The 26,992-nt window shown below is 68.6% G+C and carries 24 protein-coding genes; 16 read left to right on the top strand and 8 right to left on the bottom strand.

Annotated features, from left to right (window positions below):
• Positions 1-117: 117 nt before the first annotated feature.
• Positions 118-1,869, bottom strand: a complete 1,752-nt coding sequence (locus LY12_RS10870; RefSeq protein ID WP_253855640.1) for a sensor histidine kinase — start codon at positions 1,867-1,869, stop codon at positions 118-120.
• Between the two features lie 71 nt (positions 1,870-1,940).
• Positions 1,941-2,585, bottom strand: coding sequence for a response regulator (locus LY12_RS10865; RefSeq protein ID WP_253855639.1), 645 nt, complete (start codon positions 2,583-2,585; stop codon positions 1,941-1,943).
• Between the two features lie 338 nt (positions 2,586-2,923).
• On the opposite strand from LY12_RS10865, the gene LY12_RS10860 reads away from it, so the two are divergent.
• Positions 2,924-3,904, top strand: a complete 981-nt coding sequence (locus LY12_RS10860; protein WP_253855638.1) for a magnesium transporter — start codon at positions 2,924-2,926, stop codon at positions 3,902-3,904.
• An 18-nt stretch (positions 3,905-3,922) separates the two neighbouring features.
• Here LY12_RS10860 and LY12_RS10855 read toward each other — a convergent pair whose 3' ends face one another.
• Complete coding sequence (locus LY12_RS10855) at positions 3,923-4,312, bottom strand: CBS domain-containing protein (RefSeq protein ID WP_253855637.1); 390 nt, start codon at positions 4,310-4,312, stop codon at positions 3,923-3,925.
• A 29-nt stretch (positions 4,313-4,341) separates the two neighbouring features.
• The gene (locus tag LY12_RS10850) at positions 4,342-4,818 is read right to left on the bottom strand and encodes a universal stress protein (RefSeq protein WP_253855636.1); all 477 of its coding nucleotides are present in this window, start codon (positions 4,816-4,818) and stop codon (positions 4,342-4,344) included.
• 253 nt (positions 4,819-5,071) lie between these two features.
• Between LY12_RS10850 and LY12_RS10845 the strand changes: the two genes are divergently transcribed.
• The 12 genes from LY12_RS10845 (at position 5,072) to LY12_RS10790 (ending at position 17,917) form a co-directional block, all read left to right on the top strand.
• Positions 5,072-5,977: a universal stress protein gene (locus LY12_RS10845; protein ID WP_253855635.1), complete on the top strand. Its 906-nt coding sequence runs from the start codon at positions 5,072-5,074 to the stop codon at positions 5,975-5,977.
• A gap of 448 nt (positions 5,978-6,425) precedes the next feature.
• Complete coding sequence (locus LY12_RS10840; RefSeq protein WP_253855634.1) at positions 6,426-7,340, top strand: AurF N-oxygenase family protein; 915 nt, start codon at positions 6,426-6,428, stop codon at positions 7,338-7,340.
• 16 nt (positions 7,341-7,356) lie between these two features.
• On the top strand, positions 7,357-8,874 hold the full coding sequence (locus tag LY12_RS10835) for an FAD-dependent oxidoreductase (RefSeq protein WP_253855633.1): 1,518 nt from the start codon (positions 7,357-7,359) through the stop codon (positions 8,872-8,874).
• A 217-nt stretch (positions 8,875-9,091) separates the two neighbouring features.
• The gene (gene mdo, locus LY12_RS10830; RefSeq protein WP_253855632.1) at positions 9,092-10,384 is read left to right on the top strand and encodes an NDMA-dependent methanol dehydrogenase; all 1,293 of its coding nucleotides are present in this window, start codon (positions 9,092-9,094) and stop codon (positions 10,382-10,384) included.
• Positions 10,385-10,472: 88 nt separating this feature from the next.
• On the top strand, positions 10,473-11,702 hold the full coding sequence (locus tag LY12_RS10825) for an AAA family ATPase (protein WP_253855631.1): 1,230 nt from the start codon (positions 10,473-10,475) through the stop codon (positions 11,700-11,702).
• Positions 11,703-11,711: 9 nt separating this feature from the next.
• The gene (locus LY12_RS10820; RefSeq protein WP_253855629.1) at positions 11,712-13,205 is read left to right on the top strand and encodes a VWA domain-containing protein; all 1,494 of its coding nucleotides are present in this window, start codon (positions 11,712-11,714) and stop codon (positions 13,203-13,205) included.
• Positions 13,202-14,203, top strand: a complete 1,002-nt coding sequence (mftM, locus tag LY12_RS10815; RefSeq protein ID WP_253855627.1) for a mycofactocin oligosaccharide methyltransferase MftM — start codon at positions 13,202-13,204, stop codon at positions 14,201-14,203. Before LY12_RS10820 ends, mftM begins: the two co-directional genes overlap by 4 nt.
• 132 nt (positions 14,204-14,335) lie before the next feature.
• On the top strand, positions 14,336-15,148 hold the full coding sequence (locus LY12_RS10810; protein ID WP_253855625.1) for an ATP-grasp domain-containing protein: 813 nt from the start codon (positions 14,336-14,338) through the stop codon (positions 15,146-15,148).
• A 213-nt stretch (positions 15,149-15,361) separates the two neighbouring features.
• Positions 15,362-15,736 (top strand): SAV_915 family protein, encoded by a 375-nt coding sequence (locus LY12_RS10805; RefSeq protein ID WP_253855623.1) that lies wholly within the window; start codon positions 15,362-15,364, stop codon positions 15,734-15,736.
• Entirely contained in the window at positions 15,733-16,032 is a 300-nt protein-coding gene (locus LY12_RS10800) for a hypothetical protein (protein WP_253855622.1), read from the top strand. Before LY12_RS10805 ends, LY12_RS10800 begins: the two co-directional genes overlap by 4 nt.
• A gap of 13 nt (positions 16,033-16,045) precedes the next feature.
• Entirely contained in the window at positions 16,046-17,287 is a 1,242-nt protein-coding gene (locus LY12_RS10795) for a WXG100 family type VII secretion target (RefSeq protein ID WP_253855620.1), read from the top strand.
• 207 nt (positions 17,288-17,494) lie between these two features.
• Complete coding sequence (locus LY12_RS10790; RefSeq protein WP_253855619.1) at positions 17,495-17,917, top strand: hypothetical protein; 423 nt, start codon at positions 17,495-17,497, stop codon at positions 17,915-17,917.
• A 56-nt stretch (positions 17,918-17,973) separates the two neighbouring features.
• Here LY12_RS10790 and LY12_RS10785 read toward each other — a convergent pair whose 3' ends face one another.
• The 3 genes from LY12_RS10785 to LY12_RS10775 are packed head-to-tail and all read right to left on the bottom strand — an operon-like array spanning position 17,974 to position 21,502.
• Positions 17,974-18,717: a MadR family response regulator transcription factor gene (locus LY12_RS10785; protein WP_253855618.1), complete on the bottom strand. Its 744-nt coding sequence runs from the start codon at positions 18,715-18,717 to the stop codon at positions 17,974-17,976.
• Entirely contained in the window at positions 18,714-20,111 is a 1,398-nt protein-coding gene (locus LY12_RS10780; protein WP_253855617.1) for a MadS family sensor histidine kinase, read from the bottom strand. Before LY12_RS10780 ends, LY12_RS10785 begins: the two co-directional genes overlap by 4 nt.
• Before the next feature lie 41 nt (positions 20,112-20,152).
• Positions 20,153-21,502, bottom strand: coding sequence for an iron-containing alcohol dehydrogenase (locus LY12_RS10775; protein ID WP_372493494.1), 1,350 nt, complete (start codon positions 21,500-21,502; stop codon positions 20,153-20,155).
• Positions 21,503-21,903: 401 nt separating this feature from the next.
• Here LY12_RS10775 and LY12_RS10770 point away from each other — a divergent pair, with 401 nt between their 5' ends.
• The gene (locus tag LY12_RS10770) at positions 21,904-22,839 is read left to right on the top strand and encodes a mechanosensitive ion channel family protein (RefSeq protein ID WP_253855616.1); all 936 of its coding nucleotides are present in this window, start codon (positions 21,904-21,906) and stop codon (positions 22,837-22,839) included.
• A gap of 355 nt (positions 22,840-23,194) precedes the next feature.
• Here LY12_RS10770 and LY12_RS10765 read toward each other — a convergent pair whose 3' ends face one another.
• Complete coding sequence (locus LY12_RS10765; RefSeq protein WP_253855615.1) at positions 23,195-25,096, bottom strand: N-6 DNA methylase; 1,902 nt, start codon at positions 25,094-25,096, stop codon at positions 23,195-23,197.
• Positions 25,097-25,238: 142 nt separating this feature from the next.
• Here LY12_RS10765 and shbA point away from each other — a divergent pair, with 142 nt between their 5' ends.
• Positions 25,239-25,811, top strand: a complete 573-nt coding sequence (gene shbA / locus LY12_RS10760) for an RNA polymerase sigma factor ShbA (protein ID WP_253855614.1) — start codon at positions 25,239-25,241, stop codon at positions 25,809-25,811.
• A gap of 200 nt (positions 25,812-26,011) precedes the next feature.
• Positions 26,012-26,821 (top strand): hypothetical protein, encoded by an 810-nt coding sequence (locus tag LY12_RS10755; protein ID WP_253855613.1) that lies wholly within the window; start codon positions 26,012-26,014, stop codon positions 26,819-26,821.
• Positions 26,822-26,992: the final 171 nt, after the last annotated feature.

Below are 26,992 nucleotides of genomic sequence, written 5' to 3'. Positions count from 1 at the left end.
TCCTCGGCGATGGTGTCGCGGTGCATCGTGGGAATCACGGCGGGCCCGGAGGGGGAGGCGATCGCGGCACCGGACGGCGAAAGCAGGTCCGGTGCCGCGACGCCCGTTCGGGGTGGGTCAACGGCCGGGGTCGGGTAGCGGCGCCGACCAGACCACGCGAGTTCCGCCCGTCGGCGGCCGTTCGATCTGCAGGTTGCCGCCCGCCTGCACGGCGCGCTGCTCGAGGTTGTGCAACCCGCTGCGTGCGACCGTCTCCGGAATGCCGGCCCCGTCGTCGGTGACGTCGATGACCAGGTCGTCGGCGACCGACGCCGTGATCGTCACGGTGGTCGCACCGGAATGGCGCACAGCGTTGCTGACCGCTTCCCGCACCACGGCCTCGGCGCTGTCGGCCAGTTCGCCGGAGACCACGCCGAGCGGTCCCGCCATCCGGATGGTCGAGTGCAGCCCGCTGTCACCGACGAGTTCGGTCACCGCTTCGTGTAACCGCTGCCGCAGCTGACTGCTGCCCTGCGCGGAGCCGTGCAGATCGAAGATGGTGCTCCGAATGTCACTGACGACGTTCTGCAGGTCGGAGACGGTGTCCGCGAGCCGCCACTGGATCTCGGGTGAGCGCGCCCGCTGCTGGGTGCTCTGGATCGACAGCCCGATCGAGAACAGTCGCTGGATGACGTGGTCGTGCAGGTCGCGGGCGATCCGGTCGCGGTCACCCAGCACCTGCAGTTCGCGCAGCCGCCGCTGGTCGTCGGCCAGCTGCAGCGCCAGCGCGGCCTGGTCCGTGAACGCGGCCGCCAGCGGCAGCTGGTCGGGGTCGAACGGCGGCGCTCCGGACTCGCGGACGGCCACCAGGACGCCGGACACCGCGTCCGCGGCGACCCGCAGCGGCAGGGCGAGCGCCGGGCCCAGTTGCAGGTCCTGGCCCGCGGCCGGATCGGACTCGAGCTCGGCGACCTGCAGCGGAGTGCGCCGACGGTAGGCGGAGCCGGAGGTGGAGCCGTCGACGGGCAGGACGCGGCCGGTGAAGTCGTGCCCGCCACGGCCCCCTTTGCTGACGGTGATCACGAGGTCGGTGACCTCGTCCTCCGGCTGTTCCGGGTCTTCAGGCCGGGCGAGGAAGGCGTAGTCCGCGCCGGTGAGTTCGAGAGCGCGGTCGGCCACGAGGTCGAGCACTTCTGTGGGATCCTCGGTGGCGATCAGAGCGACCCTCACCTCGCTCGTCGCTTCCTGCCAGCGCCGGCGCAGTTGCGACTGTTCGTAGAGTCGGGCGTTCTCGATCGCGATCCCTGCGGCAGCGGCCAGCGCGTGGACGACGACCTCGTCATCCTCGGTGAAACGTTGCCCCCCGACCTTCTCCGTTAGGTAAAGGTTCCCGAACACCTTGTCCCGCACGCGCACCGGCACCCCGAGGAACGTGCGCATGGGCGGATGGTGCTCGGGAAAACCCGCCGAGGACGGATGGTTCGAGAGCACGTCGAGCCGCACCGGCTTCGGCTGCTCGATCAGCAGTCCCAGCAGGCCGTGCCCCGCGGGAAGGTCGCCGATCATCCCTCGGGTCTGCTCGTCGATGCCCTCGTAGATGAACTCGGCCAGCCCGTTGCCGTCCGGGTTGAGTACGCCGAGTGCGCCGTAACGGGCGTCCACCAGGTCGATCGCGGCGTGCACTATCCGGCGCAACGTGGCGTCCAGCTCCAGCCCGGAAGCCACGGCCAGCATGGCCTCCAGCAGCCCGTCCATCTGGTCCCGGGCGTTGATGACCTCGTCGATCCGGTCCTGGACACCGCGCAGCAGCTCGCGAAGCTGCAGCTGTGACAGTGTTTCGCGCAGTGGCGTGGCTCCCGAACTGTCGGACAGGTCATCACCGTCTGCCATATGCCGAGATTGCCACCCGCGACGAGAGATCACCACACGGAGCGGTTCCCGTGCGGGCCGTGCGATGGCGGTCAGTCGGTGCGGTTGCGCGGTTTGAGCCGGGTGGCGAGGACCGCGGCCTGGGTGCGGCGCTCGACTCCGAGCTTGGTGAGCAGCCGGGAGACGTAGTTCTTGACGGTCTTCTCCGCGAGATACATCTTCTCGGCGATCTGCCGGTTGGTGAGCCCCTCGCCGATGAGAGTGAGCAACGTGTGTTCACGGTCGGTGAGATTGTCGAGGGGCCCCGCGGACTCTGCGCCGGCTCGGAGCGAGGCCATCAGCGTGGCCGCGGCACGGTTGTCGAGCAGCGACCGGCCGTGGCCGACCTCCCGGACGGCCGTGGTGAGTTGCAGGCCCTCGATGTCCTTCAGGACGTAGCCGCTGGCCCCGGCGAGAATCGCGTCGAGCATGGCCTCCTCGTCGCTGTAGGACGTCAGGATCAGGCAGCGCAGCTCGGGCAGGCGGGAACGGAGTTCTCGGCACAGTTCGATGCCGTTGCCGTCCGGCAGCCGGATGTCGAGGACGGCGACGTCCGGCCGGATTGCAGGGATTCGCGCGAGCGCCTGGGCGGCGCTCGCGGCCTCGCCCGCGACGGTCAGCTCCGCATCCCCCTCCAGCAGATCCCCGATTCCGCGGCGCACGACCTCGTGGTCGTCGACGACGAACACCGTGATCATCCCGTACCGCCTGGGTGGTTCCGTTGTGGCCGCTGTTGCGGTGTAAGCACCAGCCTACGATCCCGGCCGTCGCCGGGCACGGTCGCGGACCGAACACCGGGTCTCGTCTTCTGCCGGGCATCCCGCATGCAACGTGAAGGGGATCGGTCCGACCTTTCGGTGGCATTGGAGCCGGCACCATGTTTCTCGTCGGCGGCACCGAACGGCAGGGCTGTAAGTCCCGAGGTCGAGTGACCAACGTACGCAGCGGCCTTCGAAGGACCGTTCGTAGTGTGCGCGGTCAGGAGTGTTCGGAGACGGTTCCCATGCACGGCGGGAGGCGATCGTGGACCGTGCGCATGACTGAGGCCCAGCAGCAGGGGAACGACGATCTGGGTGCGGTTGCCGCACACGCCAGCATGCGGATTCCGGTCGTCGCGCCGGAGGATCCCGTGGACGGAGTGATACCGGCGTTACGAGGACGCCGGTTCGACAGTGCTGCGGTCCTTGCGGTCTGCCGCGGTGAGCGCCTCGTCGGAGTGCTGACGGTCGAACGGCTACTGGCTGCGCCACAAGGGGCGAGCGTGCGGCAGGTGATGAACCCCGCGCCGACAACCGTGGCGCCTGGCGCGCCGCAGGAGCGGGCGGCGTGGACAGCGGTGCACCATGCCGAACCGGCACTGGCTGTCGTGGACGGCGACGGGCGCTTCGCGGGAATCGTGGCTCCGCAGCGCCTGATGGCCGTCCTGCTGGCCGAGCACGACCAAGACCTCGCCCGGCTCGGTGGATTCCTCGGTGCGGCGTCGGCAGCGAGGCGTGCCAGCGGGGAACGGGTCCGCCTGCGGTTGTGGCACCGGCTGCCATGGCTGCTCGTCGGACTGGTGGGGGCGTTGCTGTCGGCAGGCGTGGTCGGTGCGTTCGAAGCAGTGCTGGAACGACAGGTGTTGTTGGCCTTCTTCGTGCCCGCGGTGGTGTACCTGGCGGACGCGGTCGGAACGCAGACCGAGACCCTGATCGTGCGCGGACTTTCCGTCGGTGTCCCCGTCAGCTGGACCGTTGCTCGCGAAACGGTGACCGGGGTGCTGCTCGGCGTAGTGCTGGCGGGAATGGCGTTGCCGGCGACCTGGTGGCTGTGGGGCGATGCGGAGGTTGCGTTCGCCGTCGCGCTGGCGCTGTTGGCCGCCTGTGCCATCGCGACGTTGGTCGCGCTGGCACTGCCGTGGCTGTTGTCGCGGATCGGCGTGGATCCGGCTTACGGTTCGGGGCCCCTGGCGACTGTCATCCAGGACCTGTTGTCTGTTGTGATCTATTTTCTCACCGCTACGGCGATTGTCGGGTGAGCGTTCGCGTCCCGTGTCTCATCGGCGTTGTGGATGGTTGGTGGCCGCCAGCACGTTGCGCAGGACGTCGCGCCAGCTGATGATTCCCAGCATCCGGCCGTCGCTGACGACGGGAAGACAGCGCTCGGCGCTGTCGATCATCGTTGTCGCCGCGTCGGCGACCGTGGTGTCCGGTCGGACGAACTCCGCCGAGGTGCGCATGAGTCGACCGGCCGAACCGGCGCGGGAGGTGTTCGCCGAACGGGCCTCTGCGACGAAGAACCGCGCAGTCTCGGCTTCGCCGATCAGGCCCACCAGCAAGCCGTTCCGGTCGATGACCGGAACCGTCGTGAAGCCGTGCCGGTGGAGAACGGCTGCGACCTCGAGCGGAGTCGCATCGGTGGTCACGGCTACCACCGGGCTGGTCATGATCTCGCCTACGAGGATGCCGTTCCCGGTCAGCCGTCGAAGCCGTCGCTGTCGTCGAGCCCGGCCGGGATGACGACCACGGGGCAGTGCGCGTGGCGGATGCACTCGGCCGAGGTGCTGCCGAGCAGCATCTCGGACAGGGCGCCGCGCCGGTGCGCGCCGACCACGAGCAGATCCGCGTCCGCGGAGGCTTTGACGAGCTCGATGGCGGGGTCGCCGGTGACCACGGACTCGGTAACGGGTGCCTCGCCCACGGCTGCGATCACGGTTTCGTGCAGGTAGTCTCGCACCCCGACCTCGTCCCGGACGGCCCTGCGGCCGTGGGGCTGGAAGGTGTAGGACGTCCCGGGAAGCAGGTCGTCCCGTTCCCGCACGGCGATGACCTCGACCTCCCCGCCACATCGGCCGACGTGCTCGGTCGCCCACTGCAGTGTCCGGTCGGCCGACGGCGAGCCGTCGAATCCCACGATGATCCGTTGCGCGGAGGCGTGCTCGTTCTGGTGCATGGCTGCTTCTCCCGGCTTCGGCGCTGTGTTCTCGATGCTGCGCCCGCGCCGGGCTGGTCGACAGAGTCTTAGGTCACCGGCGTCGCGAAGACGGGGTCACCTCGGCGATCGAGACATCGGGGGCGGTTGCCGAAGGTCCCTGCGGCCGGGGACTTTCGGCAGCATCGACGACCCTCCGGTGCGTCATACATTCGGCACCGATCGCCGCTGCGCAGGAAGTCGGCGCAGGTCAACCGGCCCATGGGAGGTCACGATGAGCGCGGGCGAACTGGCCGACGGCCCGATCGTCGTCGGAACGGACGGGTCGGAGAAGGGGCGTGAGGCAGTGCGCTGGGCGGCCGGGTTGGCCGCACGCAGACAGCGGAGGCTGCGGATCGTGCACGCCGCCAACTCGCTGCGTGGGTTCAGTGTCGATCCCGTGTTCTCCCGGGACGTGTTCGAACGGCTGAATGCGGAGGGCAAAGACGTCCTCGCCGCGGCACAACAGGAGGCCGAGGCGACCGGCTGGCCGGCTGACATCGAGGTGGAGATGTCGTCCGGCGACGAGATCTCGGTGTTGATCGAGGAGTCCCGTTCAGCAGCCATGCTCGTGCTGGGCGCAGAAGGTGTGGGCGGGTTTGCCGGCATGCTGGCGGGTTCCACGGCGATAGCCGTGACCGGCCACGCGGAGTGCCCGGTCGTGGTCATCCGGCACCGTGACGACGGGACACCGGCGTCGGAGGACGGGCCTGTCGTCGTGGGGGTGGACGGCAGTCCGGTCAGTGAGGAGGCGACCGCGGTCGCCTTCCACGAGGCCTCGCTGCGAAACGTGAAGCTCGTGGCCGTGAACGCCATGCTGGACATCGAGTACGACAGCGCGCTCAACCAGGCGCTGGTGTATTTCGAGGGAGAGCCGAAGAAGCAGCATCACGAGATGGTGCTCGCGGAGCGGTTGGCCGGATGGACGGAGAAGTACCCGGACGTCGTGGTCGAGCGCGTGATCGAGCGGGACAGGCCCCGGCGCCAGTTGATGGAGTGGTCCGACACCGCGTCGTTGCTGGTGGTCGGCAGCCGCGGCCGGGGCGGGTTCCGCGGGTTGCTGCTGGGGTCGACGAGCCAGGCGATGATCCACCATGCGCGGTGCCCGGTCATGGTGGTGCGCCACGAGCGGCATCGGTGACTCGGGTGGCAGCCCCGGCCGGCTCGCAGCAAGGTTCGCGCGTCGCTCCAGTTGCAGAGGGCGCTCGGTCGCCGAGCCGCTGTTCCTCCCGCCCGTCGAGGGAGCGCAACGCCCAGGGGGAGCCGGGCGTTGCGCGGCGAGAGGTCCAGGGGCGCCGGTGAGGGGGTCGGCGGGCCGGGAGGTGGGGCGTCTCGGGGGAGGCGCTCCCGGCCCGCCGACGCGACGTCGTGGCGTCGACGCTGCGAGCCTGTGCCTACATGGTCGCGGTCATTCGTTCGATGATGCCGTCGCGGGTGTGACCGCGATGCCGGACGATGGCCCGCCCTGAACCCCTGATCTGCCACTTGTCCTGGGGAAACGTGCCGAGCTGGCCCTGCCCCGAACGTCGTGTTACCTTGAGTAACAGTAAATCTTGGTAACAGGCATTCTCGTCGTCAGGGAGCTTCCTATGACCAGCGTCGACCACCGCAGTGACGCGGACGCGCAGCACGACCACGACTCGGTCGCGCAGCGGCTGCTGGACTCCTCGGAAATGTTGTCGTACGACCCCGCGACCGAGGTCGACTGGGAGACCCCGCTCGACACCTCGTACTGGGGCACGTCTCCGGAGTGGAGCACGCTCTACGGCACGCCCTACTGGGACGAGATGACCGAGGACCAGCGACGCGAGCTGACGCGCCAGGAAGCGGCGTCGGTGGCCAGCACGGGCATCTGGTTCGAGATGATCCTGCAGCAGATGGTGCTGCGCGACTTCTACGCCAAGGACCCGACCTCGCCCGAATTCCAGTGGGCCCTGACGGAGATCGCCGACGAGTGCCGCCACTCGATCATGTTCGCCCGCGGTGCGGAGAAGCTGAACGCGCCCGCCTACCGTCCGAAGTGGTACGCGGTGCACGGTGGCCGGATCTACGCAGCCACCGCGCGCGGTGAGGCCGCCTACGCGGCGATCCTCGTGGCCGAGGAGGTCCTCGACGTGATGCAGCGCGACTGGATGCGCGACGAGCGCGTCGTTCCCTTCGTGCGCACGATCAACAACATCCACGTGGTCGAGGAATCGCGGCACATGAAGTTCGCCCGCGAGGAGACCAAGGAGCGGATGAAAAGCGCGGGCAAGCTGCGCCGCCACATCAACGCCGTCAACATCGCGATCGTGGCCTACTTCATCGTCGACGCCATGTGGAACCCGAAGGTGTACGAGAACGCGGGCCTCGACCCGAAGCGGGCCATCCGGGAGGCGCGCAGCAACGAGAACCACAAGGCGATGCTGCGGTCCAGCTGCTCCGGCCTGATGGAGTTCCTCAACTCGGCGGGCCTGCTGACTCCGGCGTCGAAGCGCATCTACAAGCGCGCCAACCTGCTCTGACCCCGGTTCGGCAACCATGGCCTACGCGATCACGCAGACCTGCTGCAACGACGCCTCGTGCGTCGCGGTGTGCCCGGTCAACTGCATCCACCCCACGCCGGACGAACCGGACTTCGGCACCACCGACATGCTCTACATCGACCCGCGCAGCTGCATCGACTGCGGCGCGTGCGCCGATGCGTGCCCGGTGGAGGCCATCTTCCCGGTGGACACACTGAGCGAATCCCTCAAGCCGTACGCCGACGTGAACGCCCGGTTCTACGACGGCAAGCCGGTGTCAGGGGACGTGCTCGGGTCCTCGCCGGTCTTTCACAACTGGGGCGCGCCCACGTTCGACCGGACGATCTCGTCCGACTTCCCCGCGCTCGACGTCGCCGTCGTCGGCAGCGGGCCCGCGGGGATGTACGCAGTCGAGGATCTGCTGCTGCACACGAGCGCACGGGTCACGCTGATCGACCGGCTGGACGTCGCGGGCGGGCTGATCCGCTTCGGCGTCGCCCCGGACCATCCGTCGACGAAACGGATCGACGAGACGTTCGCGCGCTACCGCGAGCACCCGCGGCTCACCCTGCGGCTGGGCGTCGAGGTCGGCAGGGACGTGACGGTCGACGAGCTGGCCGCGCGGCACGACGCCGTCATCTACGCCGTCGGCGCGTCGTCGGCGAAGTCGCTGGGCATCGAAGGGGAGCAGCTGCCCGGCAGCGTCGCCGCGACCGACGTCGTCTCCTGGTACAACGGCCATCCCGACGCCGGCCACCCGGACGCGAGCCGCGACGTGGTCGACCTGTCGTCGCAGCGGGCGGTGCTGATCGGCAACGGCAACGTGGCCCTCGACGTCGCTCGCATCCTGTCCAGCGATCCGGGCGGGCTCGAAGCCACGTCGATCTCGCGGGATGCGCTGGCGCGGCTGCGGTCGAGTTCGGTGCGGGAGGTCGTGCTGCTGGCACGTCGCGGACCGGAACACGCCGCCTACACCGAGCCCGAACTGCTCGCGCTGACGCGGCATCCGGACTTCGACGTCGTGGTCGACAGCCACGACGACCGCGTGGCGAAGGCGATCGACGCCGCCGAGCCGGGGGAGAAGGCGCAGCTGCTGCGGAGTCTCGTCCAGGAACCCGTCGACTGGTCGGCGCCGCCCGTGGGGGGTCGGCGCCGGATCGTGCTGCGGTTCCACTCCTCGCCGCTCGAAGTACTCGGCGGCGACCGGGTGACGGGACTGCGCACGAGCGGCACCGAATCCGATGTGGACATCGCCGCGGGTTCGGTGGTGCGGGCCGTGGGGTACCGCGGTGTCGGGGTGCCGGGACTGCCCTACGACGAGGCGGCGGGCACGATCCCGAACACGGCCGGCCGGGTGCAGGGCCGGGACGGCACGTACGTCGTGGGGTGGATCAAACGCGGCCCCTCCGGCGGAATCGGGGCGAACAAGACCTGTGCACAGGAGACCGTCGCCGCCCTGCTCGACGACGTGCGCAGCAACCGGGTGCAGCCGCGGCAGCCGCGGAAGCGGGCGGGCCTGCTCCGCCGGGCCTGAGGCCGCGCCGCCGCCCGACGAACCGCATCGCCGCACGATCGCGGCGGTGCGGTTCTTCGCGCGTGCGGGAACCTGTCCGAACGGACGGGGTCGGTTCCCGTCCCACGGGGGCGTTCTGCCTCCGCCGGTGAGCGGTTTCGGCCTCGGACCCCTTGGGCCGGAGTGACCACGGCCATAGCTTCAGCGTGGTACGTGTCACGACGGAAAGGGTCAGCCAATGCAGGTCGACGAACTTCTCAAGCCGTTTCCCCTCAAGGAATTCCACCCGATTCCGCGAGCGCTGCTGGGCCCCGGCTCGCACGAGATGATCGGCCCGGAAGCGCTGAAGATCGGGATGCGCAGGCCGCTGGTGATGACCTCCGGACTGCGCGGCACCGACATCGTGAACAAGCTCGTCGAGTCGCTCAAGTACCACGGGCTCGAACCGTCCGTGTACGACAAGGTGGAGTCGAACCCCAAGGACTACAACGTCATGGACTCCGTCGCGATCTACCAGCAGGACGGTTGTGACGGCTTCATCTCGATCGGCGGCGGTTCCTCCCACGACGCGTGCAAGGGCGCGCGGATCTCGGTGGCGCACGACGGCCGCAACGTCAACGAGTTCGAAGGCTTCAACAAGTCGGAGAACCCGAAGAACCCGCCGCACATCGCCGTGTCGACCACGGCGGGTACGGGCTCGGAGACCTCGTGGGCGTACGTCATCACCGACACCACGACGGACCCCGCGAACCCGCACAAGTACGTCGCGTTCGACGACCACTCGGTCGTCACGCTGGCCGTCGACGACCCGGTGCTGTACTACGAGTGCCCTTCGCACTTCACCGCGCAGTGCGGCTTCGACGTGCTGGCGCACGCCTCCGAGCCGTACGTGTCCAGGTTGGACTTCACGCCGTCGCTCGGCAGCGCGCTGTACTCGGCCGAGCTGGTCGGTGAGCACCTGCGTACGGCGACGTGGCACGCCGACAACCTGCCCGCCCGCGAAGGCATGATGTACGCCCAGTACACCGCGGGGCAGGCCTTCAACTCCGGTGGGCTCGGCGTCATCCACTCGGTCTCCCACGCGGTCAGCGCGTTCTACGACACCCACCACGGCCTCAACAACGCGATCGCACTGCCGCGCGTGTGGGCGTGGAACCTGCCCGTGGCGTACAAGCGCTACGCGCGGCTGGCCGGGGCCCTCGGCGTGGACACCACCGGGATGAACGACGTGAAGGCGGCCGATGCGGCCGTGGCGGCGGCGATCCGGCTGCTGCGCGACGTGGGCATCACCGAGCGGTTCACCGACATCACCCAGGACACCCACCCGAAGAACCGCCTCGGCACCGGTCCCACGGACTTCTACAAGAAGGCCTCGACCATCAAGGGCGACGCGAACGACGTGGACCGGGTGTCCAAGCACATCCTCGGTGACTCCTGCACGCCGGGCAATCCGAAGGAGACGACGTTCGAGACCGTGCGGCCGGTGGTCGAGCACTGCTTCAACGGCGACCTCGACGACCTCATCTCCTGAGCCGCTTGTAGTTCAGCCATGGGTGTTCCGCGGTGCGGGCGCCGCACCGCGGAACACCCATGGCCCAGGCCGAAAGGTGTTTGCCCGCGTGAGCTCACGAAACGGTCACCGCCCCCATTCCTTCTCCTCCGTCGGCGAGGTCACCTCGTTGCTGTCCGACGTCGGTTACCTCGCCGACCGTCCACTCGCGACCACCGTCTACCTCCAGGACCAGCTGGGCAAACCGCTGCTGCTGGAGGGGCCCGCCGGGGTCGGCAAGACCGAGCTCGCCAAGGCGCTCGCCGCCGCGACGGGCAGGCGGCTGCTGCGTCTCCAGTGCTACGAGGGCCAGGACGAGACGAAGGCCCTCTACGAGTGGGATTACGGCAAGCAGATGCTGTACACGCAGATCCTGCGGGAGAAGATCGGGCAGGTGGTCGCGGACGCCGACGATCTGCCGTCGGCGGTCGAGGCGATCGGCCAGCACGACAACGTGTTCTTCTCCGAGCGGTTCCTCGCGGAGCGGCCGCTGTTGCGTGCCGTCCGTTCCCCCGAGCCCGTGGTACTGCTGATCGACGAGGTGGACCGGGCCGACGAGGCGCTCGAAGCGGTGCTGCTGGAGCTGCTCGCCGAGTATCAGGTGTCGGTTCCCGAGCTCGGGACGTTCGCCGCGGAGCACATGCCGTACGTGGTGCTGACCTCCAACAATACCCGCGACCTTTCGGCGGCGCTGAAACGGCGCTGCCTGCACCTGTCGCTGGATTATCCGTCGGCGGAGCGGGAGCTGGACATCATCCGGTCGAAGAGCACCGGCCTGCCGGAAACCGTGGCGACCCACCTCGTCGACGTCGTACGCGAGCTGCGCGAACAAGGGATGCGCAAGCCGCCCGGCATCTCCGAGGCGATCGACTGGGCACGGACGCTCGCGGTGCTCGGGGCGTCCGAACCGGACACCGAACTGCTGACGGACACGATCTCGGTCGTGGCCAAGTACGAGCGCGACGTCGAGCGCGCCATGCGGGTGCTGCGGGATTCGGGTGAGCTGCGGGATTCGAGTGGACTGCGGGATTCGGGTGAGCTGCGGGAGCAGGGCGAACCGGGTCCGGCCGGTGAGGATCGGCGGGCTCCGGTCGAGGGGGAGCGGCGCGCGCCCGTCCCCGGAGTCGATCCGGACGACGAGGGGGCGGGTGCCGCGTTGCGCGCGGCGCGGGACACGCCGGGCAGACACGGCGCGGGCTACTACGGGGAGAACACGGGCACCCCGGCGCCGCAACGGTCGGTGAGCAGCAGCCAGGGTGAACGTTCCTTCGCGGCCAACCACGGTCGCGGCAAGCGGTAGGCCGCGGCCATGCTGACCGGACTGCATCGGTTCGTGCGACTGCTGCGCAGTGCGGGGCTGCGGATCTCGTCGGTCGAGATCGTCGACGCGGCCCGCTGCGTGGCCGATCCGGCCATGATCGGTGACCGCGAACTGTTCCGCGAGGGGCTGCGCTGCGCGCTGGTCAAGGACCACCGCGACAACGCGACGTTCGACGAACTCTTCGACGCCTTCTTCGCCCACGTCCGCTTCGGCGACGAACGCGGCGACGGCCCGGGTAACACCGGCACGACCACACTGCTCGACGACTTCACGATCGCCGAGGAGGCGGGCCAGCGCCCGCCGCGGGCCGACATGGAAAGCCCCGACGCCGACCTCGGCGACCTGTTCGACGAGGACGACCTCATCGAGCGCTACAGCCCGCACCCCGAGCTCAACCCGATCGTGCTCGACAACGAGACCGACGACGAGCTCGTGTTCTCGCAGCAGGACGTGTCCACCATGGACGGTTCGAACGAGGTGCTGCTGGAGATCGACCGCAGCCACGGCGTCGCGCCCGGCGAACTCGGTAAGGCCCAGGGAAACCCGGTGGAGGCCACCCTCAGCCTGGCCGAACAGGACGCGCTGCTCAACTGGCTGGAGCGCGGCCCCGGCGAGGACGACGAAGGCGACGAGACCGATGCGGCGGCCCTGCGGTCCGGTATGGGGGAGCGGGCCCTCGCCCGGCTGCCCGAGGCGCTGCGCCGTCACCTGGAACACCTGATGCTGCTGGAGCAGTCCGTCGCGGAGAACTCCCGGTCCGACCGGGGATCCGAGCGGGGCCACGACGAGCTGGAAGACGCGCTGCGCACCATTGTCGCCTCGCTGCGCGGCGCCGTGACGCACCGCAAACGGCCCGCGTCGCGTGGCCGCATCGATCCGGCCCGCACGATGCGCCGGAACCTGCGCTACGACGGCGTGCCGTTCCGGCCTGTCACCGTCGACCAGCGGGAGGACAAGCCGCGGCTCGTCGTGCTCGCCGACGTGAGCCTTTCCGTGCGCGCCACCGCCGGTTTCACGCTGCACCTGCTGTACGGGCTGCACGATCTGTTCTCGTCGGTCCGCTCGTACGCGTTCGTCGCCGAGATCGCGGAGATCACCGGTCTGTTCGCCGAGCAGCGGATCGACCAGGCCCTGGAGACGCTGTTCCGGGGCGATGTCATCGACGTCGACGCCAACTCCGATTACGGCTCCGTGTTCGGCGCGTTCCTCGACGAGCACGGCACCGCGGTGAACCGCAGGACCACCGTGCTGGTGCTGGGGGACGGCCGGGGCAACGGCAACGATCCGAATCTCGTCGCGTTCGAGGAGATCGCGCGCAAAGCCAGGGACGTGCTGTGGCTGACCCCGGAACCGCGCCATTCGTGGGGCCTCGGTGCGTGCGATCTGCCGGACTACGCCGAGCACTGCAGCCGGGTTCGCGTGGTGCGCGACGTCGCCGGACTGGAGAACGCCGCACGCGACCTGCCTGCGGCCGTCCGATGACGAGCCCGTTGCATGCCCGTGCCGAGCCGGCTCCGCTCGGCCACGCTGCCTCGTGGGACCAGCCGGCGCCGCCCGATGACGCCGCTCCGCCGGACCGCGCTGCTCCGGCTGCCGGCCCCGCTCCGCTGGACCCGCTGGCGCCGTGCCCGCCGGGTGAGTACCGGGACGAGCGGGTCCGGGTGGTGCACCGCGGTGGGTGGCTGGGGAGCCAGCTCGGGCCGGTTTCCGCCCGCACGACGCATTTTCGGCTGCACGGGGGCGATGCGCGGCTCGTCGTGAGTCACCGGCTCGGCCACGGTGACATCGAGGACGGGTTGACGGAGCTGGTCGCCGACGAGTTGTTCCGGCCGGGGTTCGTGGCCGAGCAGGAGCTGTTCGAGCGGGTGTTCGTCGGACTCGTCCGCTCTACCGTGCCCGGAGGGCTCGCGGCGTGGCGGACCTTCTACCGCAACACGCTCGCGCGGCTGCACGGATCGGACCGCGGTCCCACCGGCGGGCTGGAGCCGGTGTACGAGTACGCGCGGGCGCTCGTGCCGCCGGGCCGGGTGCTCGACCTCGGCTCGTGTTTCGGTTTCTTCCCGCTGCTGCTCGCGGCCGAGCCGGGCTACTCCGTGACGGCGTCCGACGTCGTGCCGGGAAGCATGCGACTGCTGTCGCGGATCGCCCGCGGCGAGGGCGTCCCGTTGTCGACGCTGGCCTGCGATGCGGCCTCGGTGCCGTTGGCAGCCGGTGCGGCCGACACCGTGACCGTGTTGCACCTGCTGGAGCACCTCGACGCCGGCGCCGGTGCCGCCGTACTCGCCGAAGCGGTGCGGCTCGCCGCCCGCCGGGTGGTCGTCGCCGTGCCGTTCGAGGACGAACCGGACACTTGTTTCGGCCACGTACGCCGGTTCGACGGTGCGGAACTGGCCCGCCTGGGAACTCGCACGGGCTTGCCGTTCACCGTGGCCGAACACCACGGCGGCTGGCTCGTCGTCGAAACCGCGCCCGACGCGTGAGGGCTCTGAGGGTGCGTCTGCCGGACGTCGAGTGCGTGTGACAGGGAGGCGTGCTGCTGCTGTGTTCGCCGGTGACCGGGCAGGCGTGTGAGACATTGGGGCATGTCTTCCGGCAGGCCCAGCGTGCTCTTCGTGACCGATCTGTCGTACGAAGCGCGGGGGCGCCGGTACTGTGACGAGGACATCTACCTGTCGTCTCAATTGCGCGAGGCCTTCGACGTCGCGCTCTGCCATCCGAGGGACGCCCAGGCGCTGATGGACCGGTTCGATGTCGTGCTCGTCCGCAACAGTGGTCCGGTCATCTACTACCCGGAGCAATACCGTGCGTTCCGCGACCATGCCCTGGCCACCGGTGCGCGGGTCTTCAACGAGCTGACGGGGAAAGCCGACATGGCGGGCAAACAGTATCTCGTCGACTTGTGTCGCGCCGGTTACCCGGTGGTCCCCACGGTGGAGGGTGTCGACGACTTGGACCGGCTCCCGCAGAGCGATGCCTACGTGGTCAAGCCCAAGTTCGGCGCCGACTCGGTGGGCCTGAGGATCCTGGACCCGACGCAGCTCCGCGGTATCGACGATCGCGACGTACTGATCCAGCCGCACGTCGCGATCGATTACGAGGTCTCGTTCTACTTCATCGACCGCACCTTCGAATACGCGTTGTACACACCCGACCCCGCACAACGATGGCAACTGAGGGCGTATGAGCCCACCCAGGCTGACCTGGACTTCGCCCAGCGCTTCATCGACTGGAACGGGATGCGCCACGGCATCCAGCGCGTCGACGCGTGCCGCACCGCCGAGGGCACGTTGCTGCTGGTCGAGCTGGAGGACCTCAACCCCTACCTGTCGCTGGACAGCATCAGCGAACAGCGTCGCCTGCGGTTCGTGCGGCAGCTGACCGGCGCGCTGTCGGAGCTCGCCGCCACCGACCTGCCGGGCCGATAACCACCAGGGTGTCCTTCCCCCGGGGTGGGTTCTCAGATGGCGTCTCAGGGCGCGTACGGACGCACTGGAGCTGGGTTGATCTGAGCGCCTGAGTGGTGCCGCCCGGTCCCCTCCTACTCTGTCTGGGTGAGCTGTGACTTTCTGCTCTGTCTCGTTGGCTGGTTGTTGTTGTAATCGGCATCGACGGCCAGATTGAACGGGGGAGGTCAGTCGGTGCGTGGGTCGCGGTATGGCACGAAGGCCAACGTGCCCGAGTCCGAGGTCACGGCCGAGGTGTCTCGGCCTGTGCTCGGTGCGGAGATGACCGAGGAGGCGCCGCAGGTCGTCTATGTCCCGGCGGCGGCGCCGATGCGCGGCGAGGATCTGACGGTGGTGTTGCGTGAGCTGGAGGACGCGTCAGTCGCGCTGTTGGTGTACTCCTCGTTAGACCTCTTGGTTGACGGATGCGGCGAGGAGCAGCCGTGGATCGGGTTCCACACCGCCGGTCTGGAGGAGTTGCAGCATCAGGTCGGCGCTGACCTGGTGTTGTGGGATGCGACCTTGGCGCCGGAGATTCGGCAGTACGGCGAGTACGGGGAGGACTCATGACCGGGGGTCACCGGGTCGAGGCCGACACGCTGAACACCGTGTCGGCGACGTTCCACAGCGCGGCCGACAAGTTGGGTGCCACCGAGCAGCCGCCGGAGGATGTCAAAGCCGGGGAACCGAGTGCCGCAATTGCGATGGTGATCGCCCATCTGGCCGAACAGTCGAGCCAGTTGGTGGCCGGGTTGCACTCGATTGGCGACGCCGTGGAGCAGAGCCGGACCGACTACGAGGCACAGGAACAGTGGTCGACCGACCACCTTCCGAAGCCGGAGCAGGGTGACAACCGACCGGTCTGACGAGGGGGAAATCATGGCGTTGAACATCGAGGTCGAGGCGCAATCAGCCAGCCTTCGTGAGGTCGCAGGCTGGCTACGCACAGCCGGCAAGAAGGTATCGGCGCGCCACGAGGACGTGACGAGCGCGTCGAACAACTCCGAGGACGGGTGGGACGGCGAAGGGGCAACCGCGTTCCGGCGGAACATGCTGCATTTCAAGCCCAAGATCGACGATCTGAGCGCCGGCTACGGCGGTCTGGCGAACGCGATCGACTTGCACGCGGCCGACATTGATACGACCAACGCCCGGATGGGGCAGGCCGTCGAGATCGCCAAGAAGGGCGGCCTGACCGTCACGGACAAGGAGATTCAAGGACCGGGCGAACCGCCGCCGAAGCCCGAACCAGCACACCGGCACGCCAAGAGCGGGGCGATCAGCAGCGACGACAAAGAGCGCTTCGACGCCCAATGGGATACCTACACCGCCTGGGTGAAGAAGGCCAAGGCCTACACGCAAGCCGGCACCGTGGTGACCGAAGCTCGGAAGATCGAGACCGACTCGCAGAGCATGCTCCTCGATTACCTGAAGAACGTCGGCCAAAAGTGGTACATCAACGCGCCTGACTTTGGCACCGGGCTCGCGGCAGCGCACATCGCGGCGCACAACAGTTTCAAGACCACCGCCTCGAACTTCCGCCAACTCGGCAGCAAGCTGGGTGACCTTGCCGACGACGCCACCCGTGGATCGTCGAACCAGGCGCGCTATCTGGTTGCCTCCCTGGTCGCGAACTCGAAGGCCAACGTCCAAGCGGCACAGGCCGAGGGCAAGAAGTTCGGCAAATGGCTGAACAAGCTGCCCGGCGGGGTCAAGAAGGCGCTCACAAGCACTCTCGCCAATTTTGTACCGAGGAACGCGAAATACCTGGCCGGTGCGAAGCCACTGCTGGCGAAGCTTCCCGCGGTCGGGACGACGCTGGGCGGGTTCAGCCTCGTTGACGACTTGGCACAAGGCAAGGACCCGACGGTCACTGTGCTGTCTAACGGCGGCAGCATCGTTGCCGGGGCCGCCGCCGGTAGTGCCATCGGCGGTCCGCCCGGAGCTCTGGCCGGGTTCATCGCGGCGACCGGGACCGGCTTCCTGATCGAGAACTTCGCTAGTGACGATGTCAAGGCAGCTCTCGACGTAATGTCTCAGGAAGGCTACCAGAATGCCGAAACCAACCCGTGGCTACCTGACTTGAAGCTGCTGTCCAAGTTCACCACGGGAAACTGGTAGAAGGTAGCTGTGAACACTGACCTACCGCCGAAGCCCGACCCGCAGACGGGAGAGCCCAGACCGCCGGCCGCTCCCGGCCACTTCAACGGCCGCAGGGAGCCGCAACCTTACGACGCCAGCAAGGTTCCAAGCGGCCCTAGCGCAGCACTGGAATGGCTCTACGGCACTCGAAAAGCCGGATGGTGGTCAGCAGCCACGATAGTCGTCTTGATCATCGTTTTCCTTATGTTAAAGTCGGGACTGGACTGGATGCTTTACTGGCCGATGTGGCTGTTTATCGCGGCCGTGGGCGTTGCGTTCTGGTTTCTTCCGCGGAATACCAAAATGGCCGCTGGCGCCGATTGGGTAAACGCAGGCGGCGATGTGGTCCATACGTATGAGCTGGTAGAGGTCAAAACCTCAGGAACTCCGGGTAGCTGGGAACTAATCCTGAAAGACCAGCGAGGAAACGTCGATCGCGGCAATATAGCGGATTATCAGCAGAATCCACTATTGTGGGACTTGGTATTCAACGGAATTCGTCATTCCGTGGCTGTGGGTGCAACGATCGACCCGGAGACATACCGCGTACTAAAGCTTGACGAATACCCGAATCCTCCCCGGTCCCGCCGGGGCGACACTGGTGTTTAGGTCCGAACAGTTCGGCGTCGGACCACGGTGGTTGGGCGCCGTGGTCCGGGTCTGCCTCAGATGAGCCCCATCTTGCTGGCCTCGTAGACCGCTTCGGCGCGGGTGGAGGCGCCGAGTTTGCGCATGATGTTGCGGACGTGGAACTTGACCGTGGTCTCGGAGATGAACAGCGTCGTGCCGACGATGCGGTTGCTCAGTCCGGACGCGAGCAGTTCGAGCACCCGGTGTTCGCGTTCGGTGAGCGCGGGTTCCTCCGGTGTCGTGCGGAGCGAACGGGCCATCACCGACGCCGACCGTGAGTCGAACGCGCTCTCGTCACGCGCGACCGTCCGGATCGACGAGACGAGTTCGCTGGTGTCGACGTCCTTGATGACGTACCCCTTCGCGCCGCGGTGCACGGCCTCCAGCACGTAGGCGTCGTCGAGGAACGTGGTCAGCACGAGCACGCCGACCTCCGGGTAGCGCCGGGTGATCTCCGAGCAGAGGTCGAGGCCCTCGGTGTCGGAGCCGGTGCCGAGTTTGAGGTCGAGCAGCACGATGGCGGGGCGCAACTGTTCGAGCGCCGTACGCGCCTCGGCGGCCGTCGCGGCCTCACCGACCACCCGCATGTCCTCCTCGCGGTCCAAAATGGATCGCAGACCCTGGCGGACGATGGCGTGGTCGTCGACGAGCACGATGCTCAGCCGGTCCTGCCTGCCCGTGTCCTGCTTGCGGGTGTCCGGTAGCCGTTCGGCGTCGCGGTTCGGGCGCTGTGCCGGTGCAGGGTCCGGGTGCATCGCCCTGGACGGTGGGGTGTTCATGATGCCGCCTTTCCGTGCCTCCGCAGGGGGAGCGGAATATCGAGTACCAGCATGATCCCGCCGAGCTCGGAACGCCGGATCGACATCGTGCCGCCCAGTTCGCGGGTTCTGCCCTGCATGTTCGCCAGGCCGCGGTGCACGCCCGCCAGGTCGGTCGCCGCGGTGAGCTTGAGTGTCCTGCGCAGCTGGGCCGGGTCGCCCTCGCCGTTGTCGGAGATCGACAGCACGATCCGCTCCGGCAGGTACTGCAGCCGCACCAGCGCTTCGTCGGCGGTCGTGTGCATGACGGTGTTGAAGAGCGCCTCGCCCGCGAGCCGCAGCAGTGAGTGTTCGACCTCGCCGGGCAGCGGCACGGGGCTGCCCACGATGCGGACCTGCACCTTCAGGTCGCTGGGAAGGTGCACCGACGAGAGCCGTTCCAGCAGCACGGGCAGCGATCCGGGAGGTTCCTCTGCACCGTTGTGCAGCGCGTAGATCGCGGCGCGCAGCCGCTCGACCGCGTGCCCCGTGAGGTCCTTGGCCGCGCTGAGCTGATCGACCAGTGCGTCGTGATCGCCGCCGGCGGCCAGTTCCGCCCGGCACACCTCCACGGTCATGCCCGCCGACAGCACGTCCTGGGTGACGCTGTCGTGCAGTTCACGGGCGATGCGGTGCCGTTCGTCGTCCAGCGCTTGCCGCTGCATCGACTCGATGAGGCGCTGCTGCGTGTCGGCGAGCTCCTTGGCCTGCTGTTCGGCCGCCTCGGAGAGCCGTTCGGTCTTGCCGCGCAGCGTGGTCGCCGCGTGCAGCAGGAACGAGTTGTGCAGCGCGACCGCCGCCTGGTTGGCGAGCACCCGCAGGATGGCCAGGTCGGTGTCGGCGACCTCGACCGCCTTGCCTGGCAGCCCCGCGATGCCGCCCATCGGCTCGCCGTCCAGGGTCATCGACACGCGCACGATGCCGTCGCCGGGCTCGTCCTCGGCCTCCCACGGCCGTGCCCGCAGCACGTGCAGGTGGGGGAGGGCCTCGGCGGGCAGGGACCGTTCGTCGTCGATCAGTTCGCCGCCGTGGAGCACGAGGAACCGTGGCCGCGCGGCCTGCAGCGCCCCGTCGGCGACCGCGACCAGCAGCCATTCCGCGCGCAGGTGGTCCGCCGCCGCGGCCGCGACGGCCTCGACGAGTTCGCGTGGACCTTCGGCCGTGCGGACCAGTGCCCGCGAGATGCTGTCGAGGGCGCGCACCGCGTTCTCCAGCCGTTCGGCCGAGCGCACGTACTCGGGGTAGAAGGAGCGTTTGCCCGAGCGCACGCCGGTGAGTGCGCCCAGGTCGGCCTCGTCGCGGCCGAAGCCGGAGCGCACAGCGCCGCTGTCCCTGGAGCGGCTGTCCCTGGAACTGGAGTGCGCGGACGAGGTCATCGGTTCCTCACAGCGTTCATGAGCGTCACGGCGTCCCCCGGTCAGAGGGCCTGCCGGAACAGGGCGAACACGTCGGCGATGTCGACCTCCCGCGGGTTGGTGGCGAGGCAGGCGTCGGCGAGGGTGGTGCGGGCGAGGGTCGGCAGGTCGGCCTCGCTGACGCCCAGGTCGGACAGGCCTTTCGGCACGCCGACGTCGTCGGCCAGCGTGCGGATGAACGAGGCGAGCCCGTCGGCCACCTCGTCGGCGGGCCTGCCTTCGACGTCGATGCCGACGGCCGCGGCGAGGGGCACGTAGCGGTGTGGGTCCTCGGCGGCGTTGAACCGGATCGCGTGGGGCAGCAGGACGCCGTTGAGCACGCCGTGCGGGGCGTCGAGCAGCCCGCCGACCTGGTGACTCATGGCGTGTGTGATGCCGAGGATGGCGTTGGTGAACGCCATGCCTGCTTCGAGGGCGCCCTGAGCCATCCCGATCCGGGGGGCGGCGCGCCGCGGTTGGAGCGTCGTGTCGCGCAGGTTGCCGGTGATCAGGTGAGCGGCGTGCAGCGCGTGGTGGTCGGTGAGGCGGTTGTGCGCCCGCGAGACGTAGGCCTCGACGGCGTGGGTGAGTGCGTCGAGTCCGGTGGCCGCGTTGAGCTCCTCGGGCATGGTCGTGAGCAGTCGCGGGTCGATGACCGAGATCTCGGGCACGAGCGTCCGGCTGATGATCGTGATCTTGATGTGCCGCTCGGTGTCGGTGATGACGGCGAACTGGGACACGTCGGCGCCCGTTCCCGACGTCGACGGCGCCATGACCAGCGGCGGGATCGGCTGCACCACCTTGTCGACTCCGGCGTAGCCGAGGATCGTCCCCCCGTTGGAGGACAGGATCGCCACGCCCTTGGCCGCGTCGATGCAGGAGCCGCCGCCGACGGCGAGGATGACGTCGGCGCCGCTGTCGAGGTAGTGCTCGTAGGCGGCGGCGATCTCGCCGTCCTTGGGGTTGGGCGTCACCTCCGACCACACCACGGGCTGCAGCCCGGCGCCGCGGAGGTGGTCGACGGCCTCGGCGGCCCAGCCTGCCGCCACGATGCCGGGGTCGGTGACCAGGAACGGCCTGCGCGCGCCGACGCGCAGCGCACAGTGGCCGAGTTCGGCCAGCGCGTGCGGGCCGAACACGATCTCGGGCACGTGGAACTTCGCCAGCCCCGTGGACCGGTCGGGGTATGCGGGCGCAGTGCCGGGGCCTGCCAGCTCGACGCCCCGATCTTCGACGCCCCGATCTTCGGCGCCCCGGTCTTCGGCGCTCCGGTCGTCCGGTTCGATGGGCGGCGGGGCCGGCAGTCGCGGTAGCCGGGCGCGGGGCCCGACGTCGTCGGACAGTTCCGGCGCGGCCCGGGTCGGATGAAGCACGCGGAAACGCCTCCTCATCTTCCAGCCGCGGTGCTGGACTGTTCTCAGGCTAGTGCTGGTCGGACGGCAGGCACACCCTCCGTTTGCGGTAGCGGGTACCTGTCCGATCGGACAGGGGGTCGCAGGAGGCTTGTCAGCAATGCGGGTGCGCCGCGCTGCCTTCGGATGGCGAACGCGAGGACGTTGCCGGTGAAGACACGGATGACATTGTCGTTGCGCGTCCGCAGGTGCTGTTTCGACGGCCCGCGCCCCGGATCTTCGATGGCCCGCGCCCGGATCGGCTGGTCACAGGACGGTTACGGCCTCGACGGCGCCCCGCGTGCGGAGGGCCGGTGGGTGGCTGCCTACCCTGCCAGGTGACGTCGTGTCCGCTGCCCGCGGAAGAGGGGAGACCCGTGCCCATGCCTCGTGTCCAGGCCAATGCGTTCGTGGACTGGTTCAATGAGAACTCCACGGAGATGGTGTCCGGTCTGATCAACATCGCGATCATCGTGGTGATCGCCCTGGTGTTGCGCGCGATCGTCGGCCGCGTGATCGACCAGCTGGCCAAGCGAATGGTCAACTCTCGCGAGCGGATCGACAAGGCGAAGGCCAAGGCGGCGAGCCGGGTCATCAAGCAGAGCAACGACGGTCGCGGCGAACGGCAGCGGCAGCGGGCGGGCACGATCGCGTCGGTGCTCAAGAGCGTCGCGTCGTTCGTGATCTTCGGGATCGCGTTCGTGACGATCCTCGGCCAGTTCGGGATCAACATCGGCCCGATCATCGCGAGCGCCGGTGTCATCGGCCTGGCGATCGGTTTCGGCGCGCAGAGCCTGGTCCAGGACTTCCTGTCCGGCATCTTCATGATGGTCGAGGACCAGTACGGCGTCGGCGACGTCGTCGACGTGGGCGATGCCGTCGGCACGGTCGAGGCGGTCACGCTGCGGATCACGAAGATCCGCGACCTCAACGGCGGGCTGTGGCACGTGCGCAACGGCGAGATCATGCGTGTCTGCAACATGAACCAGGACTGGGCGAACGCGGTCGTGGAGCTGCCGCTGGACTACTCGGTGAACCTGGAGGAGGCGAAGGCCGTCATCCAGCGCAGCATCGACGAGTTCGCCGACAACCCGGCGTTCGCGCCGAAGATCATCGAGCGCCCGGACATCACCGGTGTGGTCGGCATCGGCAACGGTGCCGTCACGGTGCGGGTCATGGTCATGACACAGCCCGGCGACCAGTGGTCGATCGGCCGCGACCTGCGCGCCCACCTGAAGGCCGGCCTCGACGCCGCCGGCGTCCGCGTCGCCTACCCGATCCTCCCCCTGGCCAACGCCGGCGCCTCCCAGTCCGGCTGACCCGCGGGGCCGGCGGCTGGCCAGGCCTCGCGGCTTCTCCGGCCGCCCTGCGCGGCGGCTGTGTTGCGGGTCCAGGGGCCCGTGTTGCACTTTCCGGGGCGCGTGTTGACGTTTCAGGGGTCCGTGTTCCCCTTTCCGGGGACTGTGCTGCGCCCTCGTGGAACGTGGGTACGCGCGATCAGAGCCGCGTGTCGTCCGCTCAAGCAGACGCATGGTGCACTTGCGTGGACGTGTTGCACTCTCGCGGACCGGTCAGGAATCGAACAGTTGAACGGCCGTCCGTTGACGCGGCTTCCACCTCGCGATGATCGGCACTCGTCATGGACGGAAACGTTGCGCCTGAGGCGCAACGTGCCTACTCGCCTGGTTCGATGGTGCCGTCGGCGAGGGCGGTGGTGAGGTGGGTCGCGATGTGGCGGCCCGTGTCGCCGGCCCGGCGTAGGCGGGTCTCGAATTCGGTCAGCTTGCGGAACGCCTCGCCCAGTTCGCGTTGGCGGTCGAGCGGCAGGACCGGCACCTCCGCCCGGCGGATGTCCAGCCGGTGCACGCCCGACGCCGTCGTGCTCAGCGCCCGCGCCCGGCTGCTCGCACGCAACTGGCCCGCGAGGAAATGCACGTCCAGCTTGTCGCCATCCACCCGCAGCAGCGACAGGTTCGGACCCAGCACCAGATCCGCGGCCTCGACCACCAGCGTCGACGGTGTGCCGTCACCCGCCGCCACCAGCGGCACCACCAGATCACCCGGTTGCAACGGCGTCAGCTCGCCGGGGTCGTCGCCCGCGTAGCGCAACGTCGGTTCCTGGCCGGTCGCCACGTCACGCCCCGTCAACACCCGCGGACCGTCGCCGTCCTCGGCCGTGTCGAACGGGCTCGTGCGCTGCCGCAACGTCAGCGCCCCGGCGCGGCCCAGGTCGTTGATCGTCGAATACATGCCCGCACGGCCGGTCGCCTCCCGCACCGCAGGTAGCAAGTCGTCCAACTCCGAGAGCGTCCGTGCCAGCTCGTCGCGCTCCCGCTCCAACGCGCCCAGATCGACCTCCGCAAGCGGTTGCGGCAGGTGCCGCGACGGCGTCACGTCGACGTCCTCGTCCAGCAGCTCGATCGGTTCCACCGTCCGGTGCCGCCCCGCCACCTCCTCGACCGCGCCGTGTTCACAGAACTCGTGCCAGGCCGCCACGACATCCCGCTCGATCGCATTCCAGTCGACGTGGCCGCGCCGAGACGGCCGATGCCGCGTTGTGTCCACGAGCAACACCGGCTCCGCGGCCTGCTCGGCAGGATCCCGCAACACCCACAGGTGCAAGGCGATGCCCGTAGACATCAACACGCCCGCTGGTAGCGCCACGACCGCGCGCAACGCGCCCCGCCGCAGCAGTGCCTGCCGGATCGTCCGTCCCGACCTGCGCCCCGCTGCACTCGCCGGCAGCGCCACCACCACGGATCCGCCGGATTCGGCGTGCGCGAGACAGTGCTGCACCCACGCCAACTCCGGCTCGCCCTTCACCGGCAGGCCGTACTCCCACCGCGGATCCAGGCCGAGCTCCTCGTGCCCCCAATCGCGGTAACCGAACGGCGGGTCGCACACGACCGCATCGAATCGCCGGCCTGTGAACACGTCATGGCGCAGCGCGTCCCCGGTCGCGACCTCGACGTCGTCGTGTTCGGCGAGGCGAGCGCGCGCGATCCGGGACATGGCGTCGTCGATCTCCTGTCCGAACAGGGTTTCCGCGCCGGCCGCCGCGGCGGCCCGGAGGATGTTGCCCGCACCGCAGGCCGGGTCGAACACCGAGTTCGGCTCGCCGGCCAACCCCATCATCAACTCCGCGAGCGGTGGGGGAGTGACGAGGTGCTGCCGCTGCTGTCGGTCGAAAATCCGTGTACACAGCTCCTCGATCACCTCGCCGGGGGGCGTGTCGTCGAGCTCCTCCAGAGCCGCACGGACCTCCCCCGGCAGGTCGACGTTCCAGTGACCGGTCAGGTGGTCGGCGATGTCGGCGGCCAGCTCGACGGGGACGGCGTCACTGCGGCCCGCGGCGAGCGCACGCCACACGACGTCGGCAGGCGACGGTCCGATCGGTTTTCCCTGCGCGCGAAGCCAGCGCTGCACCTCGTCCAGCCGGAACGTCGGTGCGCCGCGCGCTCCCGCGACGGGCTCGGGGAAGTCCGCGTGCCGCTTACGCCAGTTGCTCACGGCTGCCCGTCCCACGTTCGCCAGTCGCGCGATCTCCGCGGCCGTCACCCACGCCTCGTCTGACATGCCACCTCCCAAGTGTCTTGGTCTGTGAGCGTATCAGAATCAAGAAGCACTGTTGACTGTGAACATCGACGTGTGCTGAACTATGAACGTCAACAGGTCGGGTCGCTGTATCTGCGGCCGAACACCACTACTGGGAGTCGCCATGGAATCCGGGGAAGATCTCGACGAGCTCGCCCTCGCCGCCCGTGACGGTGACCGGACCGCCGTGTCGGCGCTGCTGCGGGCGATCCAGCCACGGGTGGCCCGGTACTGCCGGGCGCGAGTGGGTGGACGGCTCAGCACGTACGCCTCCGCCGACGACATCACGCAGGAGGTGCTGATCGCCGTGATGCAGGCGCTGCCGTCCTACCGGCCGGACCGCTCCGCGTTCACGTCGTTCATGTTCGGCATCGCCTCGCACAAGGTCGCCGATTTCTACCGCAAGCGGCAGCGGGAACCCACGACACCGATGGACGACCTGCCGATCACTGTGGACATCCGTCCCGGGCCGGAGGCCGTGGCGCTCCAGGCCGACGAACGTCAGCGGCTCGAAAAACTTCTCGAAGGGCTGACCGAATCGCAGCGAAACATTCTCGTGCTGCGGCTCGTGGCCGGGCTGTCCGCTGACGAAACGGCACGCGCCATCGGTTCGACACCCGCCTCGGTACGGGTCACGCAACACCGAGCGCTCGAAAAACTACGCCGCGTTCTTACCTCTCAGTCCTGCGCGGCGTAGCGGTTCCCGCGCATTCCCGGCAGGAAATCCGGGTACCTCAGCTTTCCGCTCCACCGAACAGCTCACGCACCACCGCAGTCATCGCCTACCGCAGTTCTTGCACTACCGAAGTGGGGACAACCATGTCTGACAACCCGTACTCGCAGCAGCCGCCCTTTACGCCTCCTGGTGCGCAGGGCCCCGCCCCGCAGAGTCCCGGCATGCAGCAGAAGCCCGCGAAGTTCGTCGGTCTCGCGTGGTCGAGTCTGATCCTGGGGATCGTCGGCCTCGTCGGATCACCCGTGATCATCTTCAACAACATCACCGCCATCGCCGCAGGCGTCGGCCTCGTTCTCGGTATCATCGCCCTGTTCGGGAGTAAGAAGGTCGTCGCGGGAATCGGCGTCGTGCTGTGCGTCGCCGCGGTGGCCGTCACGGTGGTGGTGCAGCAGAATGCGGTCGAGGAGCTGGACCGCATCACCGACGAGTTCGACGCCTCCCTCGAGGACACGTCGACCTCGATCGAATCCGCACCGTCCTTGCCCGATTCGACGTCCGTCGACGACGTGACGCAGCCCGAGACGAACGAGCGCAACTACATTCCCATGCAGCTCGAGGACAAGGCCTGGGTCGGGCCGCCCGGGGACGCCCGCGGGTCCAGCGGGACGTCGTTCGCCATCGACAGTATCGAGGTCGACCCGGGTTGCCACGCCTACGGCATGCCACCTGAATCCGGTCACACGCTGCTGCTGCACGTGCGGGTCGCGACCGGCAGCGATCAGCTCGCGGCCATGGACGCGGCAGGCGTGGTCAATCCGTTCAGCTTCGTCGAGATCGGGGCCGACGGCGTGTCGCACCCGGCGGATATCGGGTCGTGCACCGACTTCGAGGACGAGCTCTCGTCCAACTTCGGCGTGAACCAGAAGTACAGCGGCACCATCGAGATCGTCGTCCCCGAGGCGAGCGGCACGCTCGCCCTCGACCCGGGAGCGATGGCGAACGGGCCGTCCGGCTGGGAGTGGACGTACTGATGAGTGCGCTGCCTTCTCGTACCTGCTGCCATGCCCGTGATTTCGCTGACCCGGCTCTCGTCCGACGAGTGCAGGTTCTCCGGATGCGGTCCAATTTGCCGAACCACAAAGCTGTTCCGGTCGAGAAATTGTACTTGGGTGTTGCGTTTTTCGGTGCCGAAGCGATGAACT

The organism is Prauserella alba (genome assembly GCF_024171735.1).
Taxonomy (GTDB): Bacteria; Actinomycetota; Actinomycetes; order Mycobacteriales; family Pseudonocardiaceae; genus Prauserella; species Prauserella alba.
The sequence above is the reverse complement of the archived record's forward strand: the minus strand, read 5'-3'. Positions and strand labels throughout refer to the sequence as shown.

Coding starts and splice junctions, on each gene's coding strand:
- LY12_RS10765 (WP_253855615.1), bottom strand. CDS start 25,096: ATGTCAGACGAGGCGTGGGTGACGGCCGCGGAGATCGCGCGACTGGCG.
- LY12_RS10785 (WP_253855618.1), bottom strand. CDS start 18,717: ATGAACACCCCACCGTCCAGGGCGATGCACCCGGACCCTGCACCGGCA.
- LY12_RS10820 (WP_253855629.1), top strand. CDS start 11,712: ATGCTGACCGGACTGCATCGGTTCGTGCGACTGCTGCGCAGTGCGGGG.
- LY12_RS10870 (WP_253855640.1), bottom strand. CDS start 1,869: ATGGCAGACGGTGATGACCTGTCCGACAGTTCGGGAGCCACGCCACTG.
- LY12_RS10860 (WP_253855638.1), top strand. CDS start 2,924: ATGACTGAGGCCCAGCAGCAGGGGAACGACGATCTGGGTGCGGTTGCC.
- shbA (WP_253855614.1), top strand. CDS start 25,239: ATGGAATCCGGGGAAGATCTCGACGAGCTCGCCCTCGCCGCCCGTGAC.
- LY12_RS10850 (WP_253855636.1), bottom strand. CDS start 4,818: ATGCACCAGAACGAGCACGCCTCCGCGCAACGGATCATCGTGGGATTC.
- LY12_RS10840 (WP_253855634.1), top strand. CDS start 6,426: ATGACCAGCGTCGACCACCGCAGTGACGCGGACGCGCAGCACGACCAC.
- LY12_RS10800 (WP_253855622.1), top strand. CDS start 15,733: ATGACCGGGGGTCACCGGGTCGAGGCCGACACGCTGAACACCGTGTCG.
- LY12_RS10755 (WP_253855613.1), top strand. CDS start 26,012: ATGCAGCAGAAGCCCGCGAAGTTCGTCGGTCTCGCGTGGTCGAGTCTG.
- LY12_RS10835 (WP_253855633.1), top strand. CDS start 7,357: ATGGCCTACGCGATCACGCAGACCTGCTGCAACGACGCCTCGTGCGTC.
- LY12_RS10845 (WP_253855635.1), top strand. CDS start 5,072: ATGAGCGCGGGCGAACTGGCCGACGGCCCGATCGTCGTCGGAACGGAC.
- mdo (WP_253855632.1), top strand. CDS start 9,092: ATGCAGGTCGACGAACTTCTCAAGCCGTTTCCCCTCAAGGAATTCCAC.
- mftM (WP_253855627.1), top strand. CDS start 13,202: ATGACGAGCCCGTTGCATGCCCGTGCCGAGCCGGCTCCGCTCGGCCAC.
- LY12_RS10865 (WP_253855639.1), bottom strand. CDS start 2,585: ATGATCACGGTGTTCGTCGTCGACGACCACGAGGTCGTGCGCCGCGGA.
- LY12_RS10795 (WP_253855620.1), top strand. CDS start 16,046: ATGGCGTTGAACATCGAGGTCGAGGCGCAATCAGCCAGCCTTCGTGAG.
- LY12_RS10855 (WP_253855637.1), bottom strand. CDS start 4,312: ATGACCAGCCCGGTGGTAGCCGTGACCACCGATGCGACTCCGCTCGAG.
- LY12_RS10770 (WP_253855616.1), top strand. CDS start 21,904: ATGCCTCGTGTCCAGGCCAATGCGTTCGTGGACTGGTTCAATGAGAAC.
- LY12_RS10780 (WP_253855617.1), bottom strand. CDS start 20,111: ATGACCTCGTCCGCGCACTCCAGTTCCAGGGACAGCCGCTCCAGGGAC.